The 21,870-nt window shown below is 44.8% G+C and carries 19 protein-coding genes and 9 tRNA genes; 10 read left to right on the forward strand and 18 right to left on the reverse strand.

Annotated features, from left to right (window positions below; genetic code table 11):
• Positions 1-55: 55 nt before the first annotated feature.
• The 13 genes from L1D60_RS22205 to lolB form a co-directional block, all read right to left on the reverse strand.
• Positions 56-130 (reverse strand) — tRNA-Gln (locus L1D60_RS22205).
• A 53-nt stretch (positions 131-183) separates the two neighbouring features.
• Positions 184-268, reverse strand: a tRNA-Leu gene (locus L1D60_RS22210).
• 53 nt (positions 269-321) lie between these two features.
• Positions 322-396 (reverse strand) — tRNA-Gln (locus L1D60_RS22215).
• 53 nt (positions 397-449) lie between these two features.
• Positions 450-534: transfer RNA gene (locus L1D60_RS22220), tRNA-Leu, on the reverse strand.
• Positions 535-604: 70 nt separating this feature from the next.
• Positions 605-681 (reverse strand) — tRNA-Met (locus L1D60_RS22225).
• A 75-nt stretch (positions 682-756) separates the two neighbouring features.
• Positions 757-831 (reverse strand) — tRNA-Gln (locus tag L1D60_RS22230).
• Positions 832-860: 29 nt separating this feature from the next.
• A tRNA-Leu gene (locus L1D60_RS22235) sits at positions 861-945 on the reverse strand.
• 47 nt (positions 946-992) lie between these two features.
• Positions 993-1,069: transfer RNA gene (locus L1D60_RS22240), tRNA-Met, on the reverse strand.
• A gap of 283 nt (positions 1,070-1,352) precedes the next feature.
• Entirely contained in the window at positions 1,353-2,444 is a 1,092-nt protein-coding gene (gene ychF, locus L1D60_RS22245) for a redox-regulated ATPase YchF (protein WP_239843019.1), read from the reverse strand.
• A 10-nt stretch (positions 2,445-2,454) separates the two neighbouring features.
• Positions 2,455-3,045, reverse strand: coding sequence for an aminoacyl-tRNA hydrolase (gene pth / locus L1D60_RS22250; protein ID WP_239843020.1), 591 nt, complete (start codon positions 3,043-3,045; stop codon positions 2,455-2,457).
• 200 nt (positions 3,046-3,245) lie between these two features.
• Complete coding sequence (locus L1D60_RS22255; RefSeq protein ID WP_032550066.1) at positions 3,246-4,190, reverse strand: ribose-phosphate pyrophosphokinase; 945 nt, start codon at positions 4,188-4,190, stop codon at positions 3,246-3,248.
• A 28-nt stretch (positions 4,191-4,218) separates the two neighbouring features.
• The gene (gene ispE / locus L1D60_RS22260; RefSeq protein WP_239843021.1) at positions 4,219-5,094 is read right to left on the reverse strand and encodes a 4-(cytidine 5'-diphospho)-2-C-methyl-D-erythritol kinase; all 876 of its coding nucleotides are present in this window, start codon (positions 5,092-5,094) and stop codon (positions 4,219-4,221) included.
• On the reverse strand, positions 5,091-5,735 hold the full coding sequence (gene lolB / locus L1D60_RS22265) for a lipoprotein insertase outer membrane protein LolB (protein ID WP_239843022.1): 645 nt from the start codon (positions 5,733-5,735) through the stop codon (positions 5,091-5,093). Before lolB ends, ispE begins: the two co-directional genes overlap by 4 nt.
• Positions 5,736-5,896: 161 nt before the next feature.
• Here lolB and hemA point away from each other — a divergent pair, with 161 nt between their 5' ends.
• The 8 genes from hemA (at position 5,897) to ybaK (ending at position 13,995) form a co-directional block, all read left to right on the forward strand.
• Complete coding sequence (gene hemA / locus L1D60_RS22270; protein ID WP_032550069.1) at positions 5,897-7,156, forward strand: glutamyl-tRNA reductase; 1,260 nt, start codon at positions 5,897-5,899, stop codon at positions 7,154-7,156.
• Between the two features lie 29 nt (positions 7,157-7,185).
• Positions 7,186-8,274 (forward strand): peptide chain release factor 1, encoded by a 1,089-nt coding sequence (gene prfA, locus L1D60_RS22275; protein ID WP_032550070.1) that lies wholly within the window; start codon positions 7,186-7,188, stop codon positions 8,272-8,274.
• Positions 8,275-8,279: 5 nt separating this feature from the next.
• Complete coding sequence (prmC, locus tag L1D60_RS22280) at positions 8,280-9,134, forward strand: peptide chain release factor N(5)-glutamine methyltransferase (protein WP_239843023.1); 855 nt, start codon at positions 8,280-8,282, stop codon at positions 9,132-9,134.
• A gap of 46 nt (positions 9,135-9,180) precedes the next feature.
• On the forward strand, positions 9,181-9,564 hold the full coding sequence (locus L1D60_RS22285; protein WP_239843024.1) for a SirB2 family protein: 384 nt from the start codon (positions 9,181-9,183) through the stop codon (positions 9,562-9,564).
• Positions 9,565-9,612: 48 nt separating this feature from the next.
• Complete coding sequence (locus L1D60_RS22290; protein WP_239843025.1) at positions 9,613-10,422, forward strand: SirB1 family protein; 810 nt, start codon at positions 9,613-9,615, stop codon at positions 10,420-10,422.
• A 25-nt stretch (positions 10,423-10,447) separates the two neighbouring features.
• Positions 10,448-11,299: a 3-deoxy-8-phosphooctulonate synthase gene (gene kdsA / locus L1D60_RS22295; protein WP_239843026.1), complete on the forward strand. Its 852-nt coding sequence runs from the start codon at positions 10,448-10,450 to the stop codon at positions 11,297-11,299.
• A gap of 459 nt (positions 11,300-11,758) precedes the next feature.
• A complete protein-coding gene (gene ushA, locus L1D60_RS22300) occupies positions 11,759-13,420 on the forward strand; it encodes a bifunctional UDP-sugar hydrolase/5'-nucleotidase UshA (protein ID WP_239843027.1) in 1,662 nt (553 codons plus the stop codon).
• Between the two features lie 101 nt (positions 13,421-13,521).
• Positions 13,522-13,995, forward strand: coding sequence for a Cys-tRNA(Pro) deacylase (gene ybaK, locus L1D60_RS22305; protein ID WP_239843028.1), 474 nt, complete (start codon positions 13,522-13,524; stop codon positions 13,993-13,995).
• A 78-nt stretch (positions 13,996-14,073) separates the two neighbouring features.
• On the opposite strand, the gene rluF is transcribed toward ybaK, so the two are convergent.
• From rluF to L1D60_RS22320, 3 genes are all read right to left on the reverse strand, one after another.
• Entirely contained in the window at positions 14,074-15,204 is a 1,131-nt protein-coding gene (gene rluF, locus L1D60_RS22310; protein ID WP_239843029.1) for a 23S rRNA pseudouridine(2604) synthase RluF, read from the reverse strand.
• Positions 15,205-15,343: 139 nt separating this feature from the next.
• Complete coding sequence (smrA, locus tag L1D60_RS22315; protein WP_032550078.1) at positions 15,344-15,925, reverse strand: DNA endonuclease SmrA; 582 nt, start codon at positions 15,923-15,925, stop codon at positions 15,344-15,346.
• Positions 15,926-16,082: 157 nt separating this feature from the next.
• Positions 16,083-16,223: a DUF3149 domain-containing protein gene (locus tag L1D60_RS22320; RefSeq protein ID WP_004739790.1), complete on the reverse strand. Its 141-nt coding sequence runs from the start codon at positions 16,221-16,223 to the stop codon at positions 16,083-16,085.
• Between the two features lie 255 nt (positions 16,224-16,478).
• Between L1D60_RS22320 and L1D60_RS22325 the strand changes: the two genes are divergently transcribed.
• A tRNA-Pro gene (locus L1D60_RS22325) sits at positions 16,479-16,555 on the forward strand.
• A gap of 575 nt (positions 16,556-17,130) precedes the next feature.
• Here L1D60_RS22325 and L1D60_RS22330 read toward each other — a convergent pair.
• Positions 17,131-17,553: a hypothetical protein gene (locus L1D60_RS22330; protein WP_239843030.1), complete on the reverse strand. Its 423-nt coding sequence runs from the start codon at positions 17,551-17,553 to the stop codon at positions 17,131-17,133.
• Between the two features lie 134 nt (positions 17,554-17,687).
• A complete protein-coding gene (locus L1D60_RS22335; RefSeq protein WP_239843031.1) occupies positions 17,688-18,557 on the reverse strand; it encodes a TraB/GumN family protein in 870 nt (289 codons plus the stop codon).
• A 404-nt stretch (positions 18,558-18,961) separates the two neighbouring features.
• Here L1D60_RS22335 and L1D60_RS22340 point away from each other — a divergent pair, with 404 nt between their 5' ends.
• Positions 18,962-21,613: a beta-N-acetylhexosaminidase gene (locus L1D60_RS22340; RefSeq protein ID WP_239843032.1), complete on the forward strand. Its 2,652-nt coding sequence runs from the start codon at positions 18,962-18,964 to the stop codon at positions 21,611-21,613.
• The last annotated feature ends 257 nt before the right edge of the window (positions 21,614-21,870 follow it).

Raw genomic sequence — 21,870 nt, forward strand, 5'->3', positions numbered from 1 at the left:
TAGCAAATAATGTAGTTAAGGAGATGATTGGTGAATCTCAATAACGTTGTATTAGTGGCTGGGCTACCTGGATTCGAACCAGGGAATGCCGGCATCAAAAGCCGGTGCCTTACCGCTTGGCGATAGCCCAACTGGATTGTTTTATGTGTCAATCACACACTCTTCGTTTCCGAAGAAGAATAATGGTGCGGAAGGAGAGACTTGAACTCTCACACCTTGCGGCGCCAGAACCTAAATCTGGTGCGTCTACCAATTCCGCCACTTCCGCATCAATTTTTTAGTTAGAGAGATGATTGGTGAATCTCAATAACGTTGTATTAGTGGCTGGGCTACCTGGATTCGAACCAGGGAATGCCGGCATCAAAAGCCGGTGCCTTACCGCTTGGCGATAGCCCAACTGGATTGTTTCATGTGTCAATCACACGCTCTTCGTTTCCGAAGAAGAATAATGGTGCGGAAGGAGAGACTTGAACTCTCACACCTTGCGGCGCCAGAACCTAAATCTGGTGCGTCTACCAATTCCGCCACTTCCGCAACAATTCTTTAGTGATACCGATAACTGGTAAAATCAGTATCACGTTGTATTTTCATTCTAATGAAAGAATGGTGGCTACTGCGGGATTTGAACCTGCGACCCCATCATTATGAGTGATGTGCTCTAACCAACTGAGCTAAGTAGCCATCTGAGAGCGAGACAATATAAACTAAACTCGCTTTCAATGCTATTACCTTTTTACAGATAATTGCACTAATTTGTGGCTGGGCTACCTGGATTCGAACCAGGGAATGCCGGCATCAAAAGCCGGTGCCTTACCGCTTGGCGATAGCCCAACAATTGATATCAAAAGATATCTCAAATATGGTGCGGAAGGAGAGACTTGAACTCTCACACCTTGCGGCGCCAGAACCTAAATCTGGTGCGTCTACCAATTCCGCCACTTCCGCATATTTCCTAAATACTCTAACTCATAGAGAGAAAAGTGTTTAGGAAATGGTGGCTACTGCGGGATTTGAACCTGCGACCCCATCATTATGAGTGATGTGCTCTAACCAACTGAGCTAAGTAGCCATTTCCAAGTTGTCATTCCCTTTTGAAGTGTTGTTGCTTCGTTGGGAACGGGGCGCATTATGCGTAGTTGAGTGAAACCCGTCAACTTTTTTTTTAAATAAATCACGAATAAATGCCTGTTCGATTTCTTTTTAGACAAAGAGGCGTATTTGTGATCAAAAAATGGGGTTGAAACCCGATATTTTGGTGCAGTTAATTTTGAGATGAATGGAAATCATTGAATAAAGAAAACAAAAAAGGCCAGTGAGAACACTGGCCTTTGGCAATAAGTTGCTAATAAAACTTATACGTTGAAGCGGAAGTGAACAACATCGCCATCTTTAACGATGTAGTCTTTACCTTCTAGACGCCATTTACCTGCGTCTTTTGCACCGCTCTCACCGTTAAACTCGATGAAGTGGTCGTAACCAACAACTTCTGCACGGATGAAGCCTTTTTCGAAGTCAGTATGGATCTTACCCGCAGCTTGTGGCGCTGTTGCACCAACAGGGATAGTCCAAGCGCGAACTTCTTTAACACCTGCAGTGAAGTAAGTTTGCAGAGTAAGTAGTTCGTAACCAGAACGGATAACGCGGTTTAGACCGGGTTCTTCGATACCCATGTCCGCTAGGAACTCTTCACGATCTTCGTCTTCAAGTTCAGATAGCTCTGATTCGATAGCCGCACAAACAGCAACAACAACGTTGTTCTCTTTTTCTGCGTATTCACGAACTGCATCTAGGTACGGGTTATCTTCGAAACCGTCTTCGTTTACGTTCGCAATGTACATTGTTGGCTTAAGTGTTAGGAAGTTTAGGTAGCCGATTGCTGCCGCTTCTTCTTTTGATAGCTCAACAGTACGTGCCATACCACCTTCAGTAAGAACTGGTAGTAGTTTTTCAAGAACAGTGATTTCGAACTTAGCGTCTTTGTCACCGCCTTTTGCTTTCTTAGCGTTACGTTGAATTGCACGCTCACAGCTGTCTAGGTCAGCCAGTGCAAGTTCAAGGTTGATCACTTCGATGTCGTCGATAGGTGATACTTTACCTGAAACGTGAACGATGTTTTCGTTTTCAAAACAGCGAACTACGTGACCAATTGCGTCAGTTTCACGGATGTTTGCTAGGAATTTGTTACCCAGACCTTCACCTTTAGATGCACCAGCTACTAGGCCTGCGATATCAACGAATTCCATCGTTGTTGGAAGGATCTTCTGCGGATTAACAATTTTCGCTAATGCATCTAGACGTAGATCAGGTACTGGAACGATACCTGTATTTGGTTCGATGGTACAAAACGGGAAGTTTGCTGCCTCGATACCTGCTTTAGTTAGTGCATTAAACAGAGTTGACTTACCAACGTTTGGTAGGCCAACGATGCCACATTTAAAACCCATGATATAAACCTTATTCTGCTTTGAACGTATGTAAGCGATTTTGTGCTTTTGATAGGCCATCTTTTAATAAGATGTCTAGGCTGCGTACTGATTCGTCAACAACGGCATCAATACACTCTTGCTCTTTTTGCGGAGCTTTGCCTAATACATAACCTGCAACTTTATCTTTGTGTCCCGGATGGCCAATGCCTAAACGAAGACGGTAGAATTCTTTATTGTTACCCTGCTTGCTGATGATGTCTTTGAGTCCATTGTGACCGCCATGGCCGCCACCCTTTTTGAACTTACCAATGCCAGGAGGAAGATCGAGCTCGTCGTGCGCAACCATGATCTCTTCTGGTTTGATTTGGTAGAACTTCGCCATTGCCGCAACGGCTTTACCGGACAAGTTCATGTAAGTTGTTGGGATCAACAAGCGAAGATCTTCACCGTGAACCATAATGCGTCCAGTTAAACCAAAGAACTTTGCTTCATTCTTTAGCGTAACATTGTGTACGCGTGCTAATTCTTCAACTACCCATGCACCCGCATTGTGGCGAGTCTTGGCGTATTCTGGACCTGGATTTGCCAGTCCAACGAGAAGTTTTATTTGTTGGCTCAAGGTATGGATCTCTCTCGGGATTTCAAAAAGCGCCGTATGATATCACAAATTATGAAAAAGGTGCGAGCAGTGGACAACTTGTCCTTTTTGCCGACCCTATTCATGACACTAACCATAGCGCAATATTGTTCAGGTATAAAAAAAGCACTTCGTTGGAAGTGCTTTTTAAACGCATTACTCTATGACTAGAGTAGTGAGTCTTAGTTAAACATCGCAGAGATTGACTCTTCGTTGCTGATACGACGAATCGCTTCAGCAAGCATGCGAGATAGGCTAAGAGTTGTTACTTTACCTGTTGCTGCCATCTCAGGAGATAGTGAGATAGAGTCAGTAACGATAACTTGGTCTAGAACAGAGTTCTTGATGTTGTCTGCAGCACCACCAGAGAATACAGCGTGAGTTGCGTAAGCGAATACACGCTTAGCACCGCGCTCTTTTAGCGCTTCAGCTGCTTTACATAGTGTGCCACCAGTGTCGATCATGTCATCAACGATCACACAGTCACGACCTTCAACATCACCGATTAGGTTCATTACTTCAGAAACGTTAGCACGTGGACGACGCTTATCAACGATAGCGATGTCTACGTCACCCAGCGCTTTAGCTGTTGCACGAGCACGTACAACGCCACCTAGGTCTGGAGAAACCACTACTGGGTTTTCTAGGCCACGGTTAGCCATGTCTTCTAGAAGAACTGGAGTACCGAAGATGTTATCAACTGGTACATCGAAGAAGCCTTGGATTTGCTCAGCGTGTAGGTCGATAGTTAGAACGCGGTCAACGCCAACGTTAGAAAGGAAATCTGCAACAACTTTTGCAGTAATTGGCACACGAGCAGAACGTACACGACGATCTTGACGGGCATAACCGAAGTAAGGGATTACAGCAGTAATACGGCCAGCAGAAGCACGGCGCATTGCGTCAATCATTACCACCAATTCCATTAGGTTGTCATTGGTTGGTGCACAAGTAGATTGAATTAGGAATACATCACTACCACGAACATTTTCGTTGATTTGTACAGCGACTTCGCCGTCAGAAAAACGGTCTACAGTAGCATCGCCAAGAGAGATGTATAGACGGTCAGCAATACGTTGGGCTAGTTCAGGTGTTGCGTTACCAGCAAATAGCTTCATATCAGGCACGGTGGAAACCTCAGGGTTGCGTCCAGTTTTAAATAGATTGTGGGTGGGCTGATTGGTGTTCAGCCAGCGCCTCTTTTAAAGGTGAAAGATTTCGACCTTTAGCAATAAATGCTGAGGCGGTGTCAGGCAGTTTTGCCAGTACAGATTCTGCTTCGTTTTTGCTCGAAAATTCAGCAAAAACGCAGGAACCGGTGCCGGTCAATCTCGACGGCGCATATTGTAGCAGCCATGAAAGTTGCTTATCAACCTCTGGGTACAGCATTCGTACAATTTTTTCGCAATCGTTTACGTATTCTTGCTCTAGAAGCGTTGCTAGCTCTCGCTTCGGCGTATTTCTGGTTAAATTTGGATGAGTAAATATGTCTACGGTTGCAATGCTCACTTGAGGCTTAACCACCAAATACCACTTCTCTTCTGGGTTAGCAGGGTGCAACTGCTCACCTACGCCCTCAGCAAAAGCAGAGAAGCCACGAACGAATACAGGAACGTCCGCACCTAACTTTAAGCCTATCTCAGCTAATTGGTCATCAGATAGGTTGAGCTGCCACAGGTAGTTCAATGCGACTAACACGGTTGCGGCATTCGATGATCCACCGCCAATACCGCCGCCCATAGGCAGAACTTTCTTTAGTTCAATGTCTGCACCAAAAGCGGTGTTGGAGTATTGCTGAAGCGCGGTCGCGGCTTTCCAGATCAGGTTATCTTCAGTAGCAACCCCTGGTATCTGGGGAGAAATAGTGATTTGGTTTGAGCGCTGATGTGCTGTGATACTCAGCTCATCGCCAAAATCGATAAACTGAAACAGGGTTTGCAATTCGTGGTAACCGTTATCACGACGACCGGTAATATAGAGAAAAAGGTTCAGCTTAGCCGGTGATGGCCAGTGAGTTTGTGTCGAAATCATTTATCGAGTGTCCATTTAGAGACCACAATGTTGATCTTATTTTCATCTTGTTTAAATGAGAGGCGCGTTGGAAGAGGCAGTACCTTTTCCACTGTATTGCTTTGGCCATCACTATTTTGGCTCAGTGTGACATCGCGGTAGCGGTCAAAGTTAAGTTGCCAAGCCTTGCCATCAATCTGCTTAGAAAGTGCTTCTACGGTATTGCTGGCGTTTAATAGATAGGTATCGGCTTCATCGGGATTACCAAGCAGCCATTGTGGTAGATGATCAACGGGGATCGTCAACCCTGTTAGCTGTTTAACCAATTTAGAGGCACTTCGATGGGTAAACACTTGGTCATCATAAGTGACAACTTTAGCGCCATACTCATTAACGGTGAGATTCAGTGCGGTTTGTCCAAGGAAAGTCGTCAGTCGTAATTGGCTGAAGTTTGGAGAGTGCTTCCATAAAAAGTTGAGGCTTTGGCGCTCTTCAGGAGAGATATATGCGAGCTTGCCAGTCGCTTGATAATATTGGATCTCTTGCAGTTGTTGTTGGTGTGCTTGCCACTCTACACTGGTTGGTTGTTCTGGTACTGAAACACAACCTGCTACCACCAGACAGAAAAAAATCAGAGAGGCAATTTTACGAAATTTATCCATGCTTGCTCACAACTTGTTCAATATTATCGAAAAAACGCTTCAACTATAGCATTGAATTCACGAACTCAGGAAAACAAATCCTGCTTGCCCTTTAAATAGAGCCATGCATCAAGTAAAATTCGGCATCCTGTTTTTAAACCCTGATCGAGAACTTCTGATACATGTCTTTGCTTGCCGTAGGTATCAATCACAATACAGCGTCGGTTGAATTGCGAGAAAAAGTAGCGTTTGGTCCAGATAAATTATCTGATGCACTAAGGCAACTTAACGCAAATGCACACGTGAATGGAAGTGTCATACTGTCCACTTGCAACCGAACAGAAGTGTATTGCGACGTTAAAAGTGCAGCTAAGAATAAGCTGATCGAATGGTTATCAGTTTTTCATGATGTTAGCCCAGAAGAGCTAAAACCCAGCCTTTATATTCATGAAGAGCAAGCGGCGATTAAACACCTTATGCGTGTGGCATGTGGCTTGGACTCCTTGGTATTGGGTGAGCCTCAAATTCTCGGACAGGTAAAACAAGCGTATTCTGATTCGCGTGAACAAAAAGCCGTTGATGCATCGATGGAGAAACTGTTCCAAAAGTCTTTCTCTGTTGCTAAGCGTGTTCGTACCGAAACCGAAATTGGCGGTAGTGCAGTTTCTGTCGCGTATGCAGCCTGTACATTGGCGAAACACATCTTCGAATCGATTGAAGATTCAACGGTGTTATTAGTGGGTGCTGGTGAAACCATTGAACTGGTTGCAAAACACCTATCAGCTAATGGCTGTACTAAAATGATCGTGGCTAACCGAACTCGTGAACGAGCTTTAGGGCTAGCAGAAGAGTTTGGGGCTGAGGTGATCAGCTTGAATGAGATCCCAGACCACCTTAATAAAGCGGATATCGTGATCAGTTCAACGGCGAGTCCTCTACCGATTATCGGTAAGGGTATGGTTGAGACCGCTCTGAAACAGAGAAAACATCAACCTATGCTGCTCGTTGATATCGCAGTACCACGTGATGTTGAAGCGGAAGTGGGCGATCTTAACGATGCTTACCTCTACACGGTCGATGACTTACAATCGATTGTTGATGGCAACATTGAACAGCGTAAAGTGGAAGCCATTCAAGCGGAAGCCATTGTAAGTGAAGAGAGTGCGGCATTCATGAGTTGGATGCGCTCTTTGCAAGCGGTTGATAGTATTCGCGAGTATCGAAAGTCGGCGAATGAAATCAGAGAAGAATTACTAAGCAAGAGTTTACAATCACTGGCTGCGGGCGGTGATCCTGAGAAAGTCTTGCTTGAGCTGAGTAATAAGCTCACCAATAAATTGATCCATGCTCCAACACGCGCACTACAAAGTGCAGCTGAGCAAGGAGAACCTGCGAAATTAACGGTCATTAGACAGAGTTTGGGCTTAGAAGACCCTCAATAAATTTAGACCTCCAAAAAGATAAGACGAATATGAAAGCCTCGATTCTAGTAAAGCTTGAAACACTTGTTGAACGCTACGAAGAAGTTCAACACCTGCTTGGTGATCCAGATGTGATCGGTGATCAAAACAAATTCCGTGCACTATCTAAAGAGTACTCTCAGTTAGAAGAAGTGACTAAGTGCTTCCAAGCGTACCAGCAAGCGCAAGATGATCTAGAAGCTGCTGAAGATATGGCGCAAGAAGACGACGAAGAGATGCGCGAAATGGCGCAGGAAGAGATTAAAGAAGCGAAAGAGGCGATTGAACGCCTGACTGATGAGCTTCAAATTCTACTTCTGCCAAAAGATCCAAACGATGAGCGTAACTGTTTCCTAGAGATCCGTGCTGGTGCAGGCGGTGACGAAGCGGGTATCTTCGCGGGTAACCTTTTCCGTATGTACTCTAAGTTTGCAGAGAAGAAAGGCTGGCGCGTTGAAGTAATGAGCAGCAATGACTCTGAGCAAGGCGGCTATAAAGAGATGATCGCAAAAGTAAGCGGCGAAGGCGTTTACGGCGTGATGAAGTTTGAGTCAGGCGGTCACCGTGTTCAACGTGTACCAGAAACTGAATCTCAAGGTCGTGTTCACACGTCTGCATGTACTGTTGCTGTTATGCCTGAAATCCCAGAAGCGGATCTTCCAGAAATTAAAGCGGCAGACCTGAAAATCGATACATTCCGTGCATCAGGCGCGGGTGGTCAGCACGTTAACACCACGGATTCTGCAATTCGTATTACTCACTTGCCAACCGGTACAGTAGTAGAGTGTCAAGACGAGCGTTCTCAGCACAAAAACAAAGCGAAAGCAATGGCAGTTCTTGCTGCGCGTATTGTACAAGCTGAAGAAGAGCGTCGTGCTGCTGAAGTGTCAGATACACGTCGTAACCTACTAGGCTCGGGTGACCGTAGTGACCGTATCCGTACTTACAACTACCCACAAGGCCGCGTATCTGATCACCGTATCAACCTAACACTTTACCGTCTGAATGAAGTGCTAGAAGGCGATCTACAAAGCTTAGTTGATCCAGTACTTCAAGAGCATCAAGCTGACCAACTTGCTGCGCTAGCTGAGAACAACTAAAACCTATGCAATCTGCCTATACGGTTGAAAGTGCATTAAAAGCAGCAATCGTACAGCTTCAGGAGGGCGAGAATACATCGCCCTCTATTGATGCCGCTGTGCTGCTTTGCCACACGCTTGATAAACCTCGCTCCTACCTTCTTACCTGGCCAGAAAAACATCTGACTCTCGAACAAGAACAGCATTTCAATGAACTGCTAACACGCAGGCTCACTGGAGAACCGGTCGCGTATATTGTCGGCGAGCGAGAGTTTTGGTCACTACCATTGAAAGTTTCTCCTTCAACTTTGATTCCTCGGCCTGACACTGAGCGTTTGGTTGAAGTCGCGTTGGATAAAACATTCGGTAAGACAGGTGAGATCCTAGATTTAGGTACGGGGACAGGAGCAATTGCCTTAGCTTTGGCTTCTGAAATGCCGAATCGTCGTGTAACGGGCATTGATCTACGACCTGAAGCACAGCAACTTGCCTCTGAGAATGCAGCACGCCTTAATATCACCAACACTACTTTTTTAAATGGCAGTTGGTTTGAGCCGTTGCCTGAACACAGTCGTTTTTCATTGATAGTGTCGAATCCACCTTATATCGAGAAAGATGATCCGCATCTCTCTCAAGGGGATGTGCGTTTCGAGCCTATTACAGCGCTGGTTGCCGAAGAGAAAGGGTTAGCTGACATCAAGCACATTGCTGATAAGGCTCGCCATTATCTAGAAGCTGATGGCTGGTTGGCGTTTGAGCATGGTTACGATCAAGGAGATGCGGTTCGCGAGATCATGCAGGCCTTGGGTTATTTAGACGTCATGACAGAAAAAGACTATGGCGGTAATGATAGAGTCACATTGGGGCGCTATCTACCTTAGTGTCGGTGTTTGATAAAACGCCAATTAGAGAAATTAAAGGGATATCATGTACGAAGGTTTAAAACATTTTCACCTATTGACGGTTGGGCTGAGTGCTCTGCTACTGTCGGTTCGCTATGCACTTATGATGGCAAACTCGCCAATGCTGAAGCATCCATTCCTGCAGCGCTTCCCGCACATTAACGACTCACTACTGCTTCTATCTGGTATTGGTCTGATCTTGATTACGGGTTTCATTCCATTTACTCCAGCAGCTCCGTGGCTAACAGAGAAACTGACTTGTGTTATGGCTTACATCGCATTGGGTTTCTTTGCGCTTAAGTTTGGTAAAAACAAGCTACTTAGAACATTTTCATTTTTCGGCGCGTTAGGTTGGTTGGCGATGGCAGGTAAGATTGCCATGACCAAGACACCAACATTTTTTGGCTAATAATCACCTTATTTCGGTAAGTTATCTTAGTATTTCGGTTAATTATCTATGTACGAATTTTTTGACGAAGACTTTGACCAGCTAGAGCTGGTGGAAGGTGCTTTGATCTTAAATAAAGCGGTAAACCCTGAGACTCAAGACAAGTGGGCAGAGCTAGAGCTGGCTCGACTGTTGGAAGATGCTGAGCAAGCATTGGTGCATGAGACGGACGAACAGCAAAAGTTTGAATCTTTCATCCGCTTATTCTTCTACGAGTGGGGTTTTGCTGGAGATAAAGATGCGTATTTCTCTTCAGATAATGCCTTTATTGATAAGGTGTTAGAGCGCAAAAAGGGCGTGCCAGTTAGCTTAGGTGCTATCTTTTTGTATCTAGGTCGTAAGTTAGGTTTCCCTGTTGATGGTGTCTCTTTCCCGACGCAGTTTCTACTCAAAGTGACTTGGTACGGGCAGACGCCAGTCTACATCAACCCATATAATGGTGAGTATGTTGGGCAACAAACCCTGCGTGCTTGGTTGATTGGCCATGATGGCCCGCTTGCTGAAGTGAAGAACGAACACCTTGAAGTGGCTGATCACCCAACGATTATCGGCAAGTGGTTAGCGTTGTTGAAAAGCGCATTGCTGCGAGAAGAGCGCTATACTCTTGCACTAAAGTGTACCGATTTAGCTCTGACTTTCGTACCCGATGATCCGTACGAGATTCGCGATCGTGGCTTTATTTATCAGCAACTTGATTGCCACCAAATCGCTGCGACCGACTATCAGTATTTTATTGACCAATGCCCAGATGACCCTGCGTCTGAGTTACTTAAATCTCAAGTGAATGCGATGAACGAAAAAGTCGTTGTGGTTCACTAATTAATAATTATCTAGAGAGAATATGATGGAACAGAAAACAGTTCACATTGGCGATATGCCAATTGCAAACGATAAGCCATTTACGCTATTTGCGGGTATGAATGTTCTTGAGTCTCGCGATCTGGCGATGCAGATCTGTGAACACTACGTTAAAGTGACTGAGAAGCTAGGTATCCCTTACGTATTTAAGGCGTCTTTTGATAAAGCAAACCGCAGCTCTGTACACTCGTACCGTGGTCCTGGTATGGAAGAGGGTCTTAAGATTTTCCAAGAGCTGAAAGACACGTTCGGCGTGAAAATTATCACTGATGTTCATACTGAAGCGCAAGCACAGCCAGTAGCAGACGTAGTCGATGTGATTCAGCTTCCTGCTTTCTTAGCTCGTCAAACTGACCTTGTTGAAGCGATGGCTAAGACCGGCGCTGTAATCAACGTGAAAAAACCTCAGTTCATGAGCCCAGGCCAAGTTGGCAACATCGTTGATAAGTTTGCTGAGTGTGGCAACGAAAACATCATCCTTTGTGAGCGTGGTTCGTGCATGGGTTATGACAACCTAGTTGTAGACATGCTTGGCTTTGGTGTAATGAAAAAAGCATCAAACGGCAGCCCAATCATTTTTGACGTAACTCACTCACTACAAATGCGTGACCCTTCAGGTGCGGCATCAGGTGGTCGTCGTGAGCAGACAGTAGAACTTGCAAAAGCGGGTCTTGCGACAGGTATTGCTGGTCTGTTTATTGAGGCGCACCCGAATCCAGATCAAGCACGCTGTGATGGCCCATCAGCACTTCCTTTGGATAAGCTAGAGCCGTTCTTGGCACAAATGAAAGCACTTGATGATTTGATTAAAGGCTTTGAACATATCGACATCAAATAGTCGTTATCGTTAAGTAATAAAGCTGGCATTAGGCCAGCTTTTTTTATGTCTGTTATTTGTATTTTTGCAGAGGCTAGAGCCACAGCTGAGCATTATTAGGCGTACTTATAGGTGTTACATTATAACAATAAGTAGTTGATAACCATTGTAAATTTGATTTTAAGTTACCTTAAATTGTTGATTGGTTAATCAATATCACAAATGGACCGAAAACGCATGAAAACGTTTGCTTGTGATCACTTATTGACTGAAATGCAACTTTGTTTGTTTGTTACACAGTCGATAGCTGATTAAGGTGATCTATCCTACATAAATATGAAATCACTCTGTTAGGTTTACCTTCTTAATTTAAACTACTTCAAGTTTTACTATCCTTTAACGACGTTTGCCAAACAAGCGTCCGTTTAATCTGGATGATTTTAAAGCAGTGGATTCCCCTAAAAGTTCAAAGGTATGACAATGAAGCAACGCCTTATTCTAAAGACAGCACTAAGTGCTGCGATCCTAGCAACTCTTGCCGGTTGTGCATCTCAACCAGCTCAAGAGTGGGAAAACGATAAAACTTACAAGCTAACTGTTCTGCACACCAACGACCATCACGGTCGCTTCTGGCAGAACAAATACGGTGAGTACGGCATGGCCGCTCGTAAGACTCTGATCGACGAGCTTCGTGAAGAGATTCGTGCAGAAGGTGGTAGCGTGCTGCTTCTATCTGGTGGTGACATCAACACTGGTGTTCCAGAGTCAGACCTACAAGATGCTGAACCAGATTTCAAAGGCATGAACAAGATCGGTTACGATGCAATGGCACTAGGTAACCACGAGTTTGATAACTCTCTAGACGTGCTAGCTAAGCAGATTGATTGGGCTAACTTCCCTATGCTATCTGCAAACATCTACGACAAAGCTACAGGTGAGCGCAAGTTCCAAGCTTACGAGATGTTTGAAAAACAAGGCATCAAGATTGCTGTTATCGGTCTAACAACAGAAGATACCGCTAAGATCGGTAACCCAGAGTTTATTGCTGGTATCGACTTCCGTGACCCTAAAGAAGAAGCGAAAGCACTTATCGCTGAACTGAAGGAAACAGAAAAGCCGGATCTTATCTTCGCAGTAACTCACATGGGTCACTATGAAAATGGTCAGCGCGGCGTTAACGCACCGGGTGACGTTGCACTTGCTCGCTACCTAAACGAAGGCGACCTAGACATGATCGTTGGTGGTCACTCTCAAGAGCCTGTATGTATGGAAGGCCCGAACGTGGCGAAGAAAAACTTCAAGCCAGGTGATGAGTGTAAGCCAGACGTACAAAACGGTACTTACATTGTTCAAGCTCACGAGTGGGGTAAATACGTAGGCCGTGCTGATTACGAATTCCGTAACGGCGAGCTAGAGATGGTAAGCTACGATCTAATCCCAGTTAACCTTAAGAAGAAGGTTAAGATCGACGGTAAGAAACAACGTGTTCTTATCCAAGATGAGATTGCTCAAGATCCAGAACTACTAGAGTTCCTACGTCCATTCCAAGAGCAGGGCCAAGCTCAGCTTGAAGTTAAGATTGCTGAAACAAATGGCAAGCTTGAAGGTGACCGTAACGTTGTTCGTTTCCAACAAACAAACCTTGGTCGCCTGATCGCAACCTCTCACATGGAGCGCGCTAAAGCTGACTTCGCTGTGATGAACTCTGGTGGTGTTCGTGATTCTATCGAAGCAGGTGAAGTAACGTACAAAGACGTACTAACGGTTCAACCATTTGCAAACATCCTAACTTACACTGACATGACAGGTGCTGAAGTACTGGATTACCTAAATGTTGTTGCAACGAAACCAATCGACTCTGGTGCTTACGCTCAATTCGCTGGTATCTCAATGACAGTAGAAAACGGCAAAGTGTCTAACGTATTCATTGGTGGTAAGCAGCTTCGTCTAGACGAAACGTACCGCTTCACTGTACCAAGCTTTAACGCGGCAGGCGGTGACGGTTACCCTAAACTAACGGGTCACCCAGGTTACGTAAACACTGGTTTTGTTGATGCTGAAGTACTAAAAGAGTACCTAGAAGCGAACAGCCCAGTAGACGTAAACGCATACGCACCATCTGGTGAAATGGTTTACAAATAATTAGGTAAATCGAGAGTTTAGATTGACTCTTAGAGCTTGATAATTTTAACTAAAGCGATGCTTCGGCATCGCTTTTTGTTTATCTGATATTTGGAAAAACCATGACACCGGCCATCAACCTAGCAAAGAAGAAAAAAGTCACTCACACCATCCACCAATATGACCACGATCCAAGCCACGACAGCTATGGGTTAGAGGCGGTGGAAGCGTTGGGGCAAGACCCGAAGAAAGTCTTTAAAACACTGCTTTTCTGTCTGAATGGTGTGGCGAAAGATCTCGCTGTTGCAGTGATCCCGGTGGACCAAAAGTTGAATCTGAAACTGGCAGCGAAAGCAGCAAAAGGCAAAAAAGCCGAGATGGCCAACCCGGATATTGCTCAGAAGACGACGGGGTATGTGGTTGGAGGTATTAGCCCTCTTGGTCAAAAAAAGGCGTTGCCGACCTTTATTCACTCTAGTGCTGAGCCGCAAGAAACCATCTGTGTCAGTGCGGGTAAACGAGGTTTGGAAATTGAGTTAGCCCCAAGCGACCTTGCAACACTGACTCGGGCTCAATTTGTCGATTTGTGCCTCTAGTCTGTTCACTATATTCTCTTCGAATACAAAAATGCCCACTAGTTAGTGGGCATTTTTATTAATTCAGTATATTAAAAGCTACTTCTTCAGGCTTAATGTACCGCCAACACGTTTTTTTGGTGCTCGGTTTGAGTCTTGAGTACGAGCTGCTGTCGGTTTGCCATGAGGGCGAGAAGGTGCTTTGCCACGGTTGTCATTGCGCTTTTGGTTATCTGGGCGCTGTTGGTTGCTTGAGTGTTCTTGGCGATTTGTACGTTGACGCTCACCACGTTGCTGGTCGTCACCATTCGATGGACGTTTGCCGCGCTTAGAGTTTGGCGCATGACGGAACTCATCGGCATTGTTGCCTTTGAAGGTACGTGGGCGGTTCTCTTTCTGGTTACGGCGAGCTCTAGATCCTTGGTTCTCTTCTCGGCTATCAAACAGTTTTGCATCGGTTGCTTTACGAATGCGTTGACCTTTAGCATTCAGCTTTGAGGCTTCTTCTGTGCTAACAGAACCTTCACACATTGCTAAGATTTCTGAGATCTCGTCATCACTTAGGTAACGCCATTTGCCATTTGGAATACCATCCAATGAGATGTTCATGATACGCACACGACGTAGCTTGAATACCTCATAACCTAATGCTTCACACATACGACGAATCTGGCGGTTCAAGCCTTGGGTTAAGGTGATACGAAAAGAGAATTTGGTCTCTTTTTCCACTTTACATGGCAGAGTAACAGTGTCTAGAATCGGCACGCCTGATGCCATTTTCTTCAAGAACTCGCCTGTGATTGGTTTATCAACGCGAACCACGTACTCTTTCTCGTGGTTGTTGCCTGCACGAAGGATCTTGTTGACGATATCGCCGTCGTTGGTCAGGAAAATCAAACCGTCTGAAGGTTTATCAAGGCGACCAATTGGGAAAATACGTTTATGGTGACCAACAAAGTCAACAATGTTCCCTGGAATATCGCGCTCGGTAGTACAAGTGATACCGGTTGGCTTATTTAGAGCGATATAGATAGGCTTCTCTTTCGAGCGAACAGGTTTGCCATCAATCTCTACGTCATCACCAGGGAGGACTTTTGTGCCCATTTCTGGTGTTTTACCATTAATGGTGACACGGCCAGCATCAATCAGCTTGTCAGCTTCACGACGAGAGCAGAAGCCAGTTTCACTGATGTATTTATTGAGACGTTTCGCTTGGGGTTCTTGTGACATGATTTTCTCTTAGCGTTTCACAACGGAATATAGGTAAACAAAAAGCAACTACCGAGTAGTTGCTTTCTGAGTATGTATCTTTAACTGCGCATAATTTTAGCATCTAGTGTGAGCTTGAGCACGAATTAAATTTCTTGTGCTAACTCATACGCTTCTGATGCCTTTCTCGGTTTTCGAGCTTTTTATCATCACTTTTTCTTAGCATCACATATACCGCGCCCGTACCGCCGTGGAACTGCTGCGCAGAATGGACACATTGAACATCGTTAATTTGTGATAGCCAGTTTGCGACGTAGCTTTTCATCATCGCTGGTGGGTTAGAGCGTTCGCCTTTACCATGGACAATAATCACAGTCCGAATATCCATACGTAGACACTGACGCAAGAAAGAGAGGATCTCGTTACGTGCATCTTTAAGCGTTTTTCGATGCAGATCTAACTTGGCTTGAATTGGGTATTTCCCTAAGCGCAGCTTTTTATAAACGCCATCTTGCACGCCGTCTTTTTTGTACTCCACAATATCTTCAGGTTTCAGCATCGGAGAGTAGTCTAAAGATAGGTAATCCTTTTCATCGTCAGAGAGCCACATTGCCGCTTCGCGCTTAGCAAGATGAGATTCGGTGACTCGGTGAACTTTTTGATGCTCCGCGGTATCTTGGTCAATACGCTTAACGTCGCCCATCATTTGTTGGAATAGATCTAGGTCGTCATCATGAGACATAGTGGTTATCTCAAGTTGGAGAGGAATAACGAAAGTATACCTAAGTTATGGGGTGGTTCAAAAACGAAAAAACCGGAGCAGACAATATTAGTCAGCTCCGGTGCAAAGCATCTTTAAGTCCCAACTTAAACAGGTTGGTGATTAAGGCTTGGCGACTCTAGTGAGGAGATTTGTCGGTCATAACCTTGTAAATGAAGAAGCCTCCATAAAACATCATGAGACCAAGAGCCCCGAAGATTACTATCATTGAAGATAGTCCCACTGCATTACCAAATAGGAGATCTAGCCAAAAGTCCATGTGTATACCTCAAAGTTATGTGACACGTATAATTCTATTAATTGAACCTATCGATTTACTGATCTGGATCAAACCTGTTGCATAAGTTAAATCTTTGTTGGTAAGTGTGTGTATTTGGTCACATTCTCATCGTGCTTGGTTGTCTTTTGTTCGAACGGTATAATATTGAAGGAAATAATGAAAAAAGCGCTTGCGGATAAACTCAGATTCCGTATTATACGCTCCATCGACAGGCAATGAGCCAGTTAGATATCTCGGTGAATAGCGCAGCTTGGTAGCGCATCTGGTTTGGGACCAGAGGGTCGGGGGTTCGAATCCCTCTTCACCGACCACATATAGAAAGCCTGCTCTATGAGCAGGCTTTCGTCGTTTGGGAATCTAGAAAATAGAATTAGAACCCAAGCGGGGTTCGCCTGATGTTCAAAATAGGCTCTTCACCGACCACATTAAAGAAAGCCGTAGCGCTCTCTATAACAGATAGGGGCTACGGCTTTTTTGCATTTGGGCTTTTTGTTTCGATTTGGTTTAGAACCCAAGGGTGGGGTCTGGAAGCCCAGCCGCGTCGAATTCCTCTTCACCGACCATATATAGAAAGCCTGCTCTATGAGCAGGCTTTCGTCGTTTTGGAATATAGAAAATAGAATTAGAACCCAAGCGGGGTTCGCCTGATGTTCAAAATAGGCTCTTCACCGACCACATTAAAGAAAGCCGTAGCCCTCTTTATAATAGATAGTGGCTACGGCTTTTTTGCATTTGGGCTTTTTGTATTTGAGATCTTATAGCTATAAGCGCTCCGTCATTCCCTAGAGCGACGAAGGAGCGAGTAGGGAATCTCCTTCCATCATATGAAGAAAAGGGCTGACCCAGCGAGCCACCCCTTGAAATATCTTTTCTTCAATCATGTCCGCTATTTCACATCGCAAGTGATCGCTTTAATCGGTGTTTCTGATGTTTCAAAGCAAACATAAGCATCTACTGGGTTATTCGGGCCAACACGAATATAACCTGCTTTAACCGCATCTTCGTCGAACGTGATGGAGTGGGAACTACTCGCCTGGTTATCAAAATAGGTCGCTTCAAAGCGGTTGCTCATCTGATCGGCAATACGGTTGCGGGTCGTTGAGGTAGTGAAGGTCACAGTAGCGCATCGCATTGGCGGCTTTTGAGTAATAAGAAACTGACCACTTTCTTTATCTATTAGACCACCACTGATGTCCGGTTGAATGTCGACTGGCTGAAACTGTTCAATGTGGCAAGTCTCTTTCGCTGATACGACCGAGGGTACAAAAATAAAAAGACTTAATGTGGTTTTTAAGAAAATGGATTTCATTGACGTTACGCCTTGTCTTGAACGAGCGCATTATAATAGCACCGCGATGGTGCTATTCATTGTGAGGATTGGGTCAATCAGGTAATGATTTTATAATGAAAAGGTCACCGTTAAGTGCATGGCTACGATAACCTTTATTCCACCTCACATTGTGCTTGTTGGCTGTTTGACAGTTGAACGACTTTAAAACCGCGCTTCTCCAACAGTTCAATAAGGTTCTGCTCGCCAATGAGGTGCATCGCGCCAACCACAACCATATAGGTTGCCTCTTGTTCTAACTTCCAACTATTACTACTGAGCTTGTTAGCCCAGTCGTGATTACGATCAGTAAGGAACGCGGCGGTTAACTCCGGCGACATTGCGGCCAACTCTGCAATGTGTTCTAGGTTTTTCTTGTCTCCAGCTTTCCAGCTATCGATTAAACAGCGGGTTGCTTTGCCTGATTCATCGAACTCCTCAATAGAACTCAGCAGAAGGTCTTTGCCTCCTTCTTTACCTTGAGAAATCAAATCAATCTGAAATTGTAACGACTCTAAGGTAATGAGCGGTTTATCAAATTCCTCTGCGAGACCTGCAATGTGTGCATCTACACCAAACTGCGGCAGATAACCTAACTGTTCGAACTGTTTCATCTGCACTGTCAGTGCCGTAGCCCAAGGTGGAGAGAGTAACATTTGCTGATGGGGCAAGTTGAGAGACTTAGTGATCTGTTTGAACTGAGCTTCTTGAATATCATTGAGTACTTCAGCGGTTGTTACTGTCGTTGAAGGGTACTTTAAGCCACCCGTCTGTTTGAGGTCTGCCTCTAAGATAAGCCCATCACTGCGCTTAAGCGCCTCATTGACTGGTTTAGGAAGGGGGTACATAGATTTATCGCCGGCATGAACAGAACCGAAGATAATGAACTCAAGTTGACCTTTTTTAGCCTGCCATAAAAGAGGCTCTGCTATTGCCGTTGAGAGCGTTGTACAGAAGAGAACAATAAAACTGAGTATTCGGCGCACATTGGCTCCTTAATTCGTTGTAGTAGCTCGTTAAAATCTATTTTGACGTTGGTTTTTAACGTAATTTTATTAGAGGTTAATCACGTTATAGCGAGAAAAAATCCGCGCATTGATTTGACTTAAAAAATACCACAGTGAAATACGGTGAGTAATCTATCAATTTCGCCCCATAATCTGTGAAGTGATTCCCAATATTTACGTCAAAATCAAAATGACGGATTGTTCGTTTTTGATAACTGTATGATTTTAAAGTTTTTATATTTTTTGTTTTCTGTTCGTGTTTGAAGTTGATCACTTTCTTGCTTTGATTTAATTCACGGCGAAAAATAACGTCATATAGTGAATTCATCTTTTGGAGGCGCTCTTATTTGCTTCCACTCAATTTTAACTTATGGGTGAATACGATGTTGAAGAGAAACTTACTATCAGTCGCAGTTTTGGCCGGTCTAACTGGGTGTGCTGTTACACATTCGACAGAGCAACAAGTCGTAAATACGTTGGCTGAGAATCTCGATGTTCAATATGAGGTGCTGACGAACCACGGTGCGAACGAAGGTCTAGCATGTCAGGACTTAGGCGCTGAATGGGCATCTTGTAACAAGGTAAACATGACGCTGGTTAACCAAGGCGAAGCCGTTGACTCTAAAGATTGGGCTATCTACTTCCACAGCATTCGTTTAATCCTAGATGTTGATAATGAGCAGTTCAAAATTACTCGTGTAACGGGTGACCTACATAAACTTGAGCCAACCGATAAATTCGATGGTTTTGCTGCTGGTGAAGAGATCTCGCTTCCTTTGATTGGGGAATACTGGCAGTTATTTGAGACCGACTTTATGCCGGGTGCTTTTGTTGCTGCGCCAAACGCAGAACCTAAGATGATCGCTTCTCTTAACACAGAAGACGTTGCTTCATTTGTAACAGGGTTAGAGGGTAACAACTTAAAACGTACTTCTGATGACAACAACGTTATGGCAACGGCAGTTACGCGCTTTGAAAAGAACTCGGATCTTGTTGCTCAAGATGTTTCAACAACGCTATTGCCTACACCGATGTCAGTGGAAGTTGGTGAAGGTAATGTTGATATCGCTGGTGGTATTGCTTTACCCAAAGAAGCGTTTGATGCTGAACAATTTGCTGCACTAGAAGCACGTGCGGATGTGGTAAACCTAGACGTGAGTGGCGGCCTTCCTGTAAGTGTTGCTGTTGTTCCTACTCAGTTTAAGGGTGATTTGGCGAGATCTGGTGCTTATGACTTAAGCATCTCGAAAGAGGGAATTACAATTGCAGCATTCGACAAAGCGGGTGCTTTCTACGCAGTTCAGTCTATTTTTGGCCTAATAGACAGCCAGAACGTTGAATCTTTACCACTACTTTCTATTCAAGATGCACCGCGTTTTGATTATCGTGGTGTGATGGTGGATGTAGCTCGTAACTTCCACTCTAAAGAAGCAATTCTTGCGACGCTAGACCAAATGGCGGCGTACAAGATGAACAAACTGCACCTTCACCTAACGGATGATGAAGGTTGGCGTTTGGAAATCCCGGGTCTGCCTGAGCTGACAGAAGTGGGTGCTAATCGTTGTTTTGATTTGGAAGAGAAAAGCTGTTTACTGCCTCAGCTTGGATCTGGTTCAACGTCAGATAACTTTGGCTCTGGCTACTTCAGCAAAGCAGATTACGTGGAAATCTTGAAATACTCGAAAGCACGCAACATTGAAGTGATTCCAGAAATCGATATGCCAGCGCACGCTCGTGCAGCGGTAGTATCAATGGAAGCGCGTTACGACCGTCTAATGGAAGAGGGTAAAGAAGCAGAAGCGAACGAATACCGCCTGATGGACCCTCAAGATACATCGAACGTCACCACAGTTCAGTTTTACGACAAGCAAAGCTTCATCAATCCATGTATGGAGTCTTCAACTCGCTTTGTTGATAAAGTGATTTCAGAAGTTGCAGCAATGCACCAAGAAGCAGGGACTCCAATAACCACATGGCACTTCGGTGGCGATGAAGCGAAGAACATCAAGCTTGGCGCGGGCCTGCAAGATATCAATGCTGAAGATAAAGTGGGTTGGAAGGGTAACATTGATTTGTCTAAACAAGACAAGCCATTTGCTCAGTCTCCACAGTGTCAGACTTTGATTGCTGACGGTACAGTGAGCGACTTTGGTCATCTGCCGAGCCATTTTGCAGAAGAGGTGTCGAAGATTGTTGCAGAGAAGGGCATTCCAAACTTCCAAGCCTGGCAAGATGGCTTGAAATACAGCGAGGGCGAGAAAGCCTTTGCGACTGAGAATACTCGCGTAAACTTCTGGGACGTTCTTTACTGGGGCGGCACGTCATCAGTGTACGAGTGGTCTAAGAAAGGTTATGACGTAATCGTGTCTAACCCAGACTATGTCTACATGGACATGCCATATGAAGTGGATGCCAAAGAGCGTGGTTACTACTGGGCAACTCGCGCAACCGACACACGTAAAATGTTTGGTTTTGCACCTGAGAACATGCCTCAAAACGCAGAAACATCGCTCGACCGAGATGGCAACGGCTTCACTGGTAAAGGTGAAATCGACGCGAAGCCATTCTACGGTTTGTCAGCACAGCTTTGGTCTGAGACAGTACGTAACGATGAGCAATATGAATACATGGTGTTCCCTCGTGTATTAGCAGCTGCAGAGCGTGCATGGCACCGAGCTGATTGGGAGAACGACTACAAAGTGGGTGTTGAGTATTCTCAGAACTCTAACTTGGTAGACAAAGCAGCACTAAATCAAGATTACAACCGTTTTGCGAACGTACTTGGTCAGCGTGAATTGGCTAAGTTAGAAAAAGCAGGCATTGATTACCGCTTACCGGTACCAGGTGCCAAAGTTGAGTCTGGAAAACTGGCGATGAACGTTCAGTTCCCAGGGGTTGAGCTGCAATACTCTACTGATGGTAAAACATGGTCAACATACGATGACAGCCAGCGACCAAGCGTTGAAGGTGAAATTTATATCCGCTCTATCTCTGAAAGCGGTGAGCGAGCTAGCCGAGTGACCACGGTAAAGTAAAAGCATAACGCAATTCAATGACAAAGCTCCCTTCTCATAGGGAGCTTTTTTGTTGTTGGATGATCCGGAAGCTTACCGTCGTATTGTAGAGTTCGATTATTCCTTAAACATTATGGTTTTACTCCGACTCATAACGATGGTGATGAAGATCTCATTATTTTCGATAAAAAATAAGTCCGTTATAAAAAAGTCTCAAAGCGGTGTGATTGAACGATTCAAAACCGAATTAAGATTTCGAATTTATGTGATCAAACACG

Origin of the sequence: Vibrio sp. Isolate30 (genome assembly GCF_022397975.1) — a bacterium.
GTDB lineage: Bacteria > Pseudomonadota > Gammaproteobacteria > Enterobacterales > Vibrionaceae > Vibrio > Vibrio fortis.

What these genes read in the sequence shown, in the direction of transcription:
- ychF (WP_239843019.1), bottom strand. Translation starts at nt 2,444, where the DNA reads ATGGGTTTTAAATGTGGCATCGTTGGCCTACCAAACGTTGGTAAGTCA.
- ispE (WP_239843021.1), bottom strand. Translation starts at nt 5,094, where the DNA reads ATGATTTCGACACAAACTCACTGGCCATCACCGGCTAAGCTGAACCTT.
- lolB (WP_239843022.1), bottom strand. Translation starts at nt 5,735, where the DNA reads ATGGATAAATTTCGTAAAATTGCCTCTCTGATTTTTTTCTGTCTGGTG.
- hemA (WP_032550069.1), top strand. Translation starts at nt 5,897, where the DNA reads ATGTCTTTGCTTGCCGTAGGTATCAATCACAATACAGCGTCGGTTGAA.
- prfA (WP_032550070.1), top strand. Translation starts at nt 7,186, where the DNA reads ATGAAAGCCTCGATTCTAGTAAAGCTTGAAACACTTGTTGAACGCTAC.
- prmC (WP_239843023.1), top strand. Translation starts at nt 8,280, where the DNA reads ATGCAATCTGCCTATACGGTTGAAAGTGCATTAAAAGCAGCAATCGTA.
- L1D60_RS22285 (WP_239843024.1), top strand. Translation starts at nt 9,181, where the DNA reads ATGTACGAAGGTTTAAAACATTTTCACCTATTGACGGTTGGGCTGAGT.
- L1D60_RS22290 (WP_239843025.1), top strand. Translation starts at nt 9,613, where the DNA reads ATGTACGAATTTTTTGACGAAGACTTTGACCAGCTAGAGCTGGTGGAA.
- kdsA (WP_239843026.1), top strand. Translation starts at nt 10,448, where the DNA reads ATGGAACAGAAAACAGTTCACATTGGCGATATGCCAATTGCAAACGAT.
- ushA (WP_239843027.1), top strand. Translation starts at nt 11,759, where the DNA reads ATGAAGCAACGCCTTATTCTAAAGACAGCACTAAGTGCTGCGATCCTA.
- ybaK (WP_239843028.1), top strand. Translation starts at nt 13,522, where the DNA reads ATGACACCGGCCATCAACCTAGCAAAGAAGAAAAAAGTCACTCACACC.
- rluF (WP_239843029.1), bottom strand. Translation starts at nt 15,204, where the DNA reads ATGTCACAAGAACCCCAAGCGAAACGTCTCAATAAATACATCAGTGAA.
- smrA (WP_032550078.1), bottom strand. Translation starts at nt 15,925, where the DNA reads ATGTCTCATGATGACGACCTAGATCTATTCCAACAAATGATGGGCGAC.
- L1D60_RS22320 (WP_004739790.1), bottom strand. Translation starts at nt 16,223, where the DNA reads ATGGACTTTTGGCTAGATCTCCTATTTGGTAATGCAGTGGGACTATCT.
- L1D60_RS22330 (WP_239843030.1), bottom strand. Translation starts at nt 17,553, where the DNA reads ATGAAATCCATTTTCTTAAAAACCACATTAAGTCTTTTTATTTTTGTA.
- L1D60_RS22340 (WP_239843032.1), top strand. Translation starts at nt 18,962, where the DNA reads ATGTTGAAGAGAAACTTACTATCAGTCGCAGTTTTGGCCGGTCTAACT.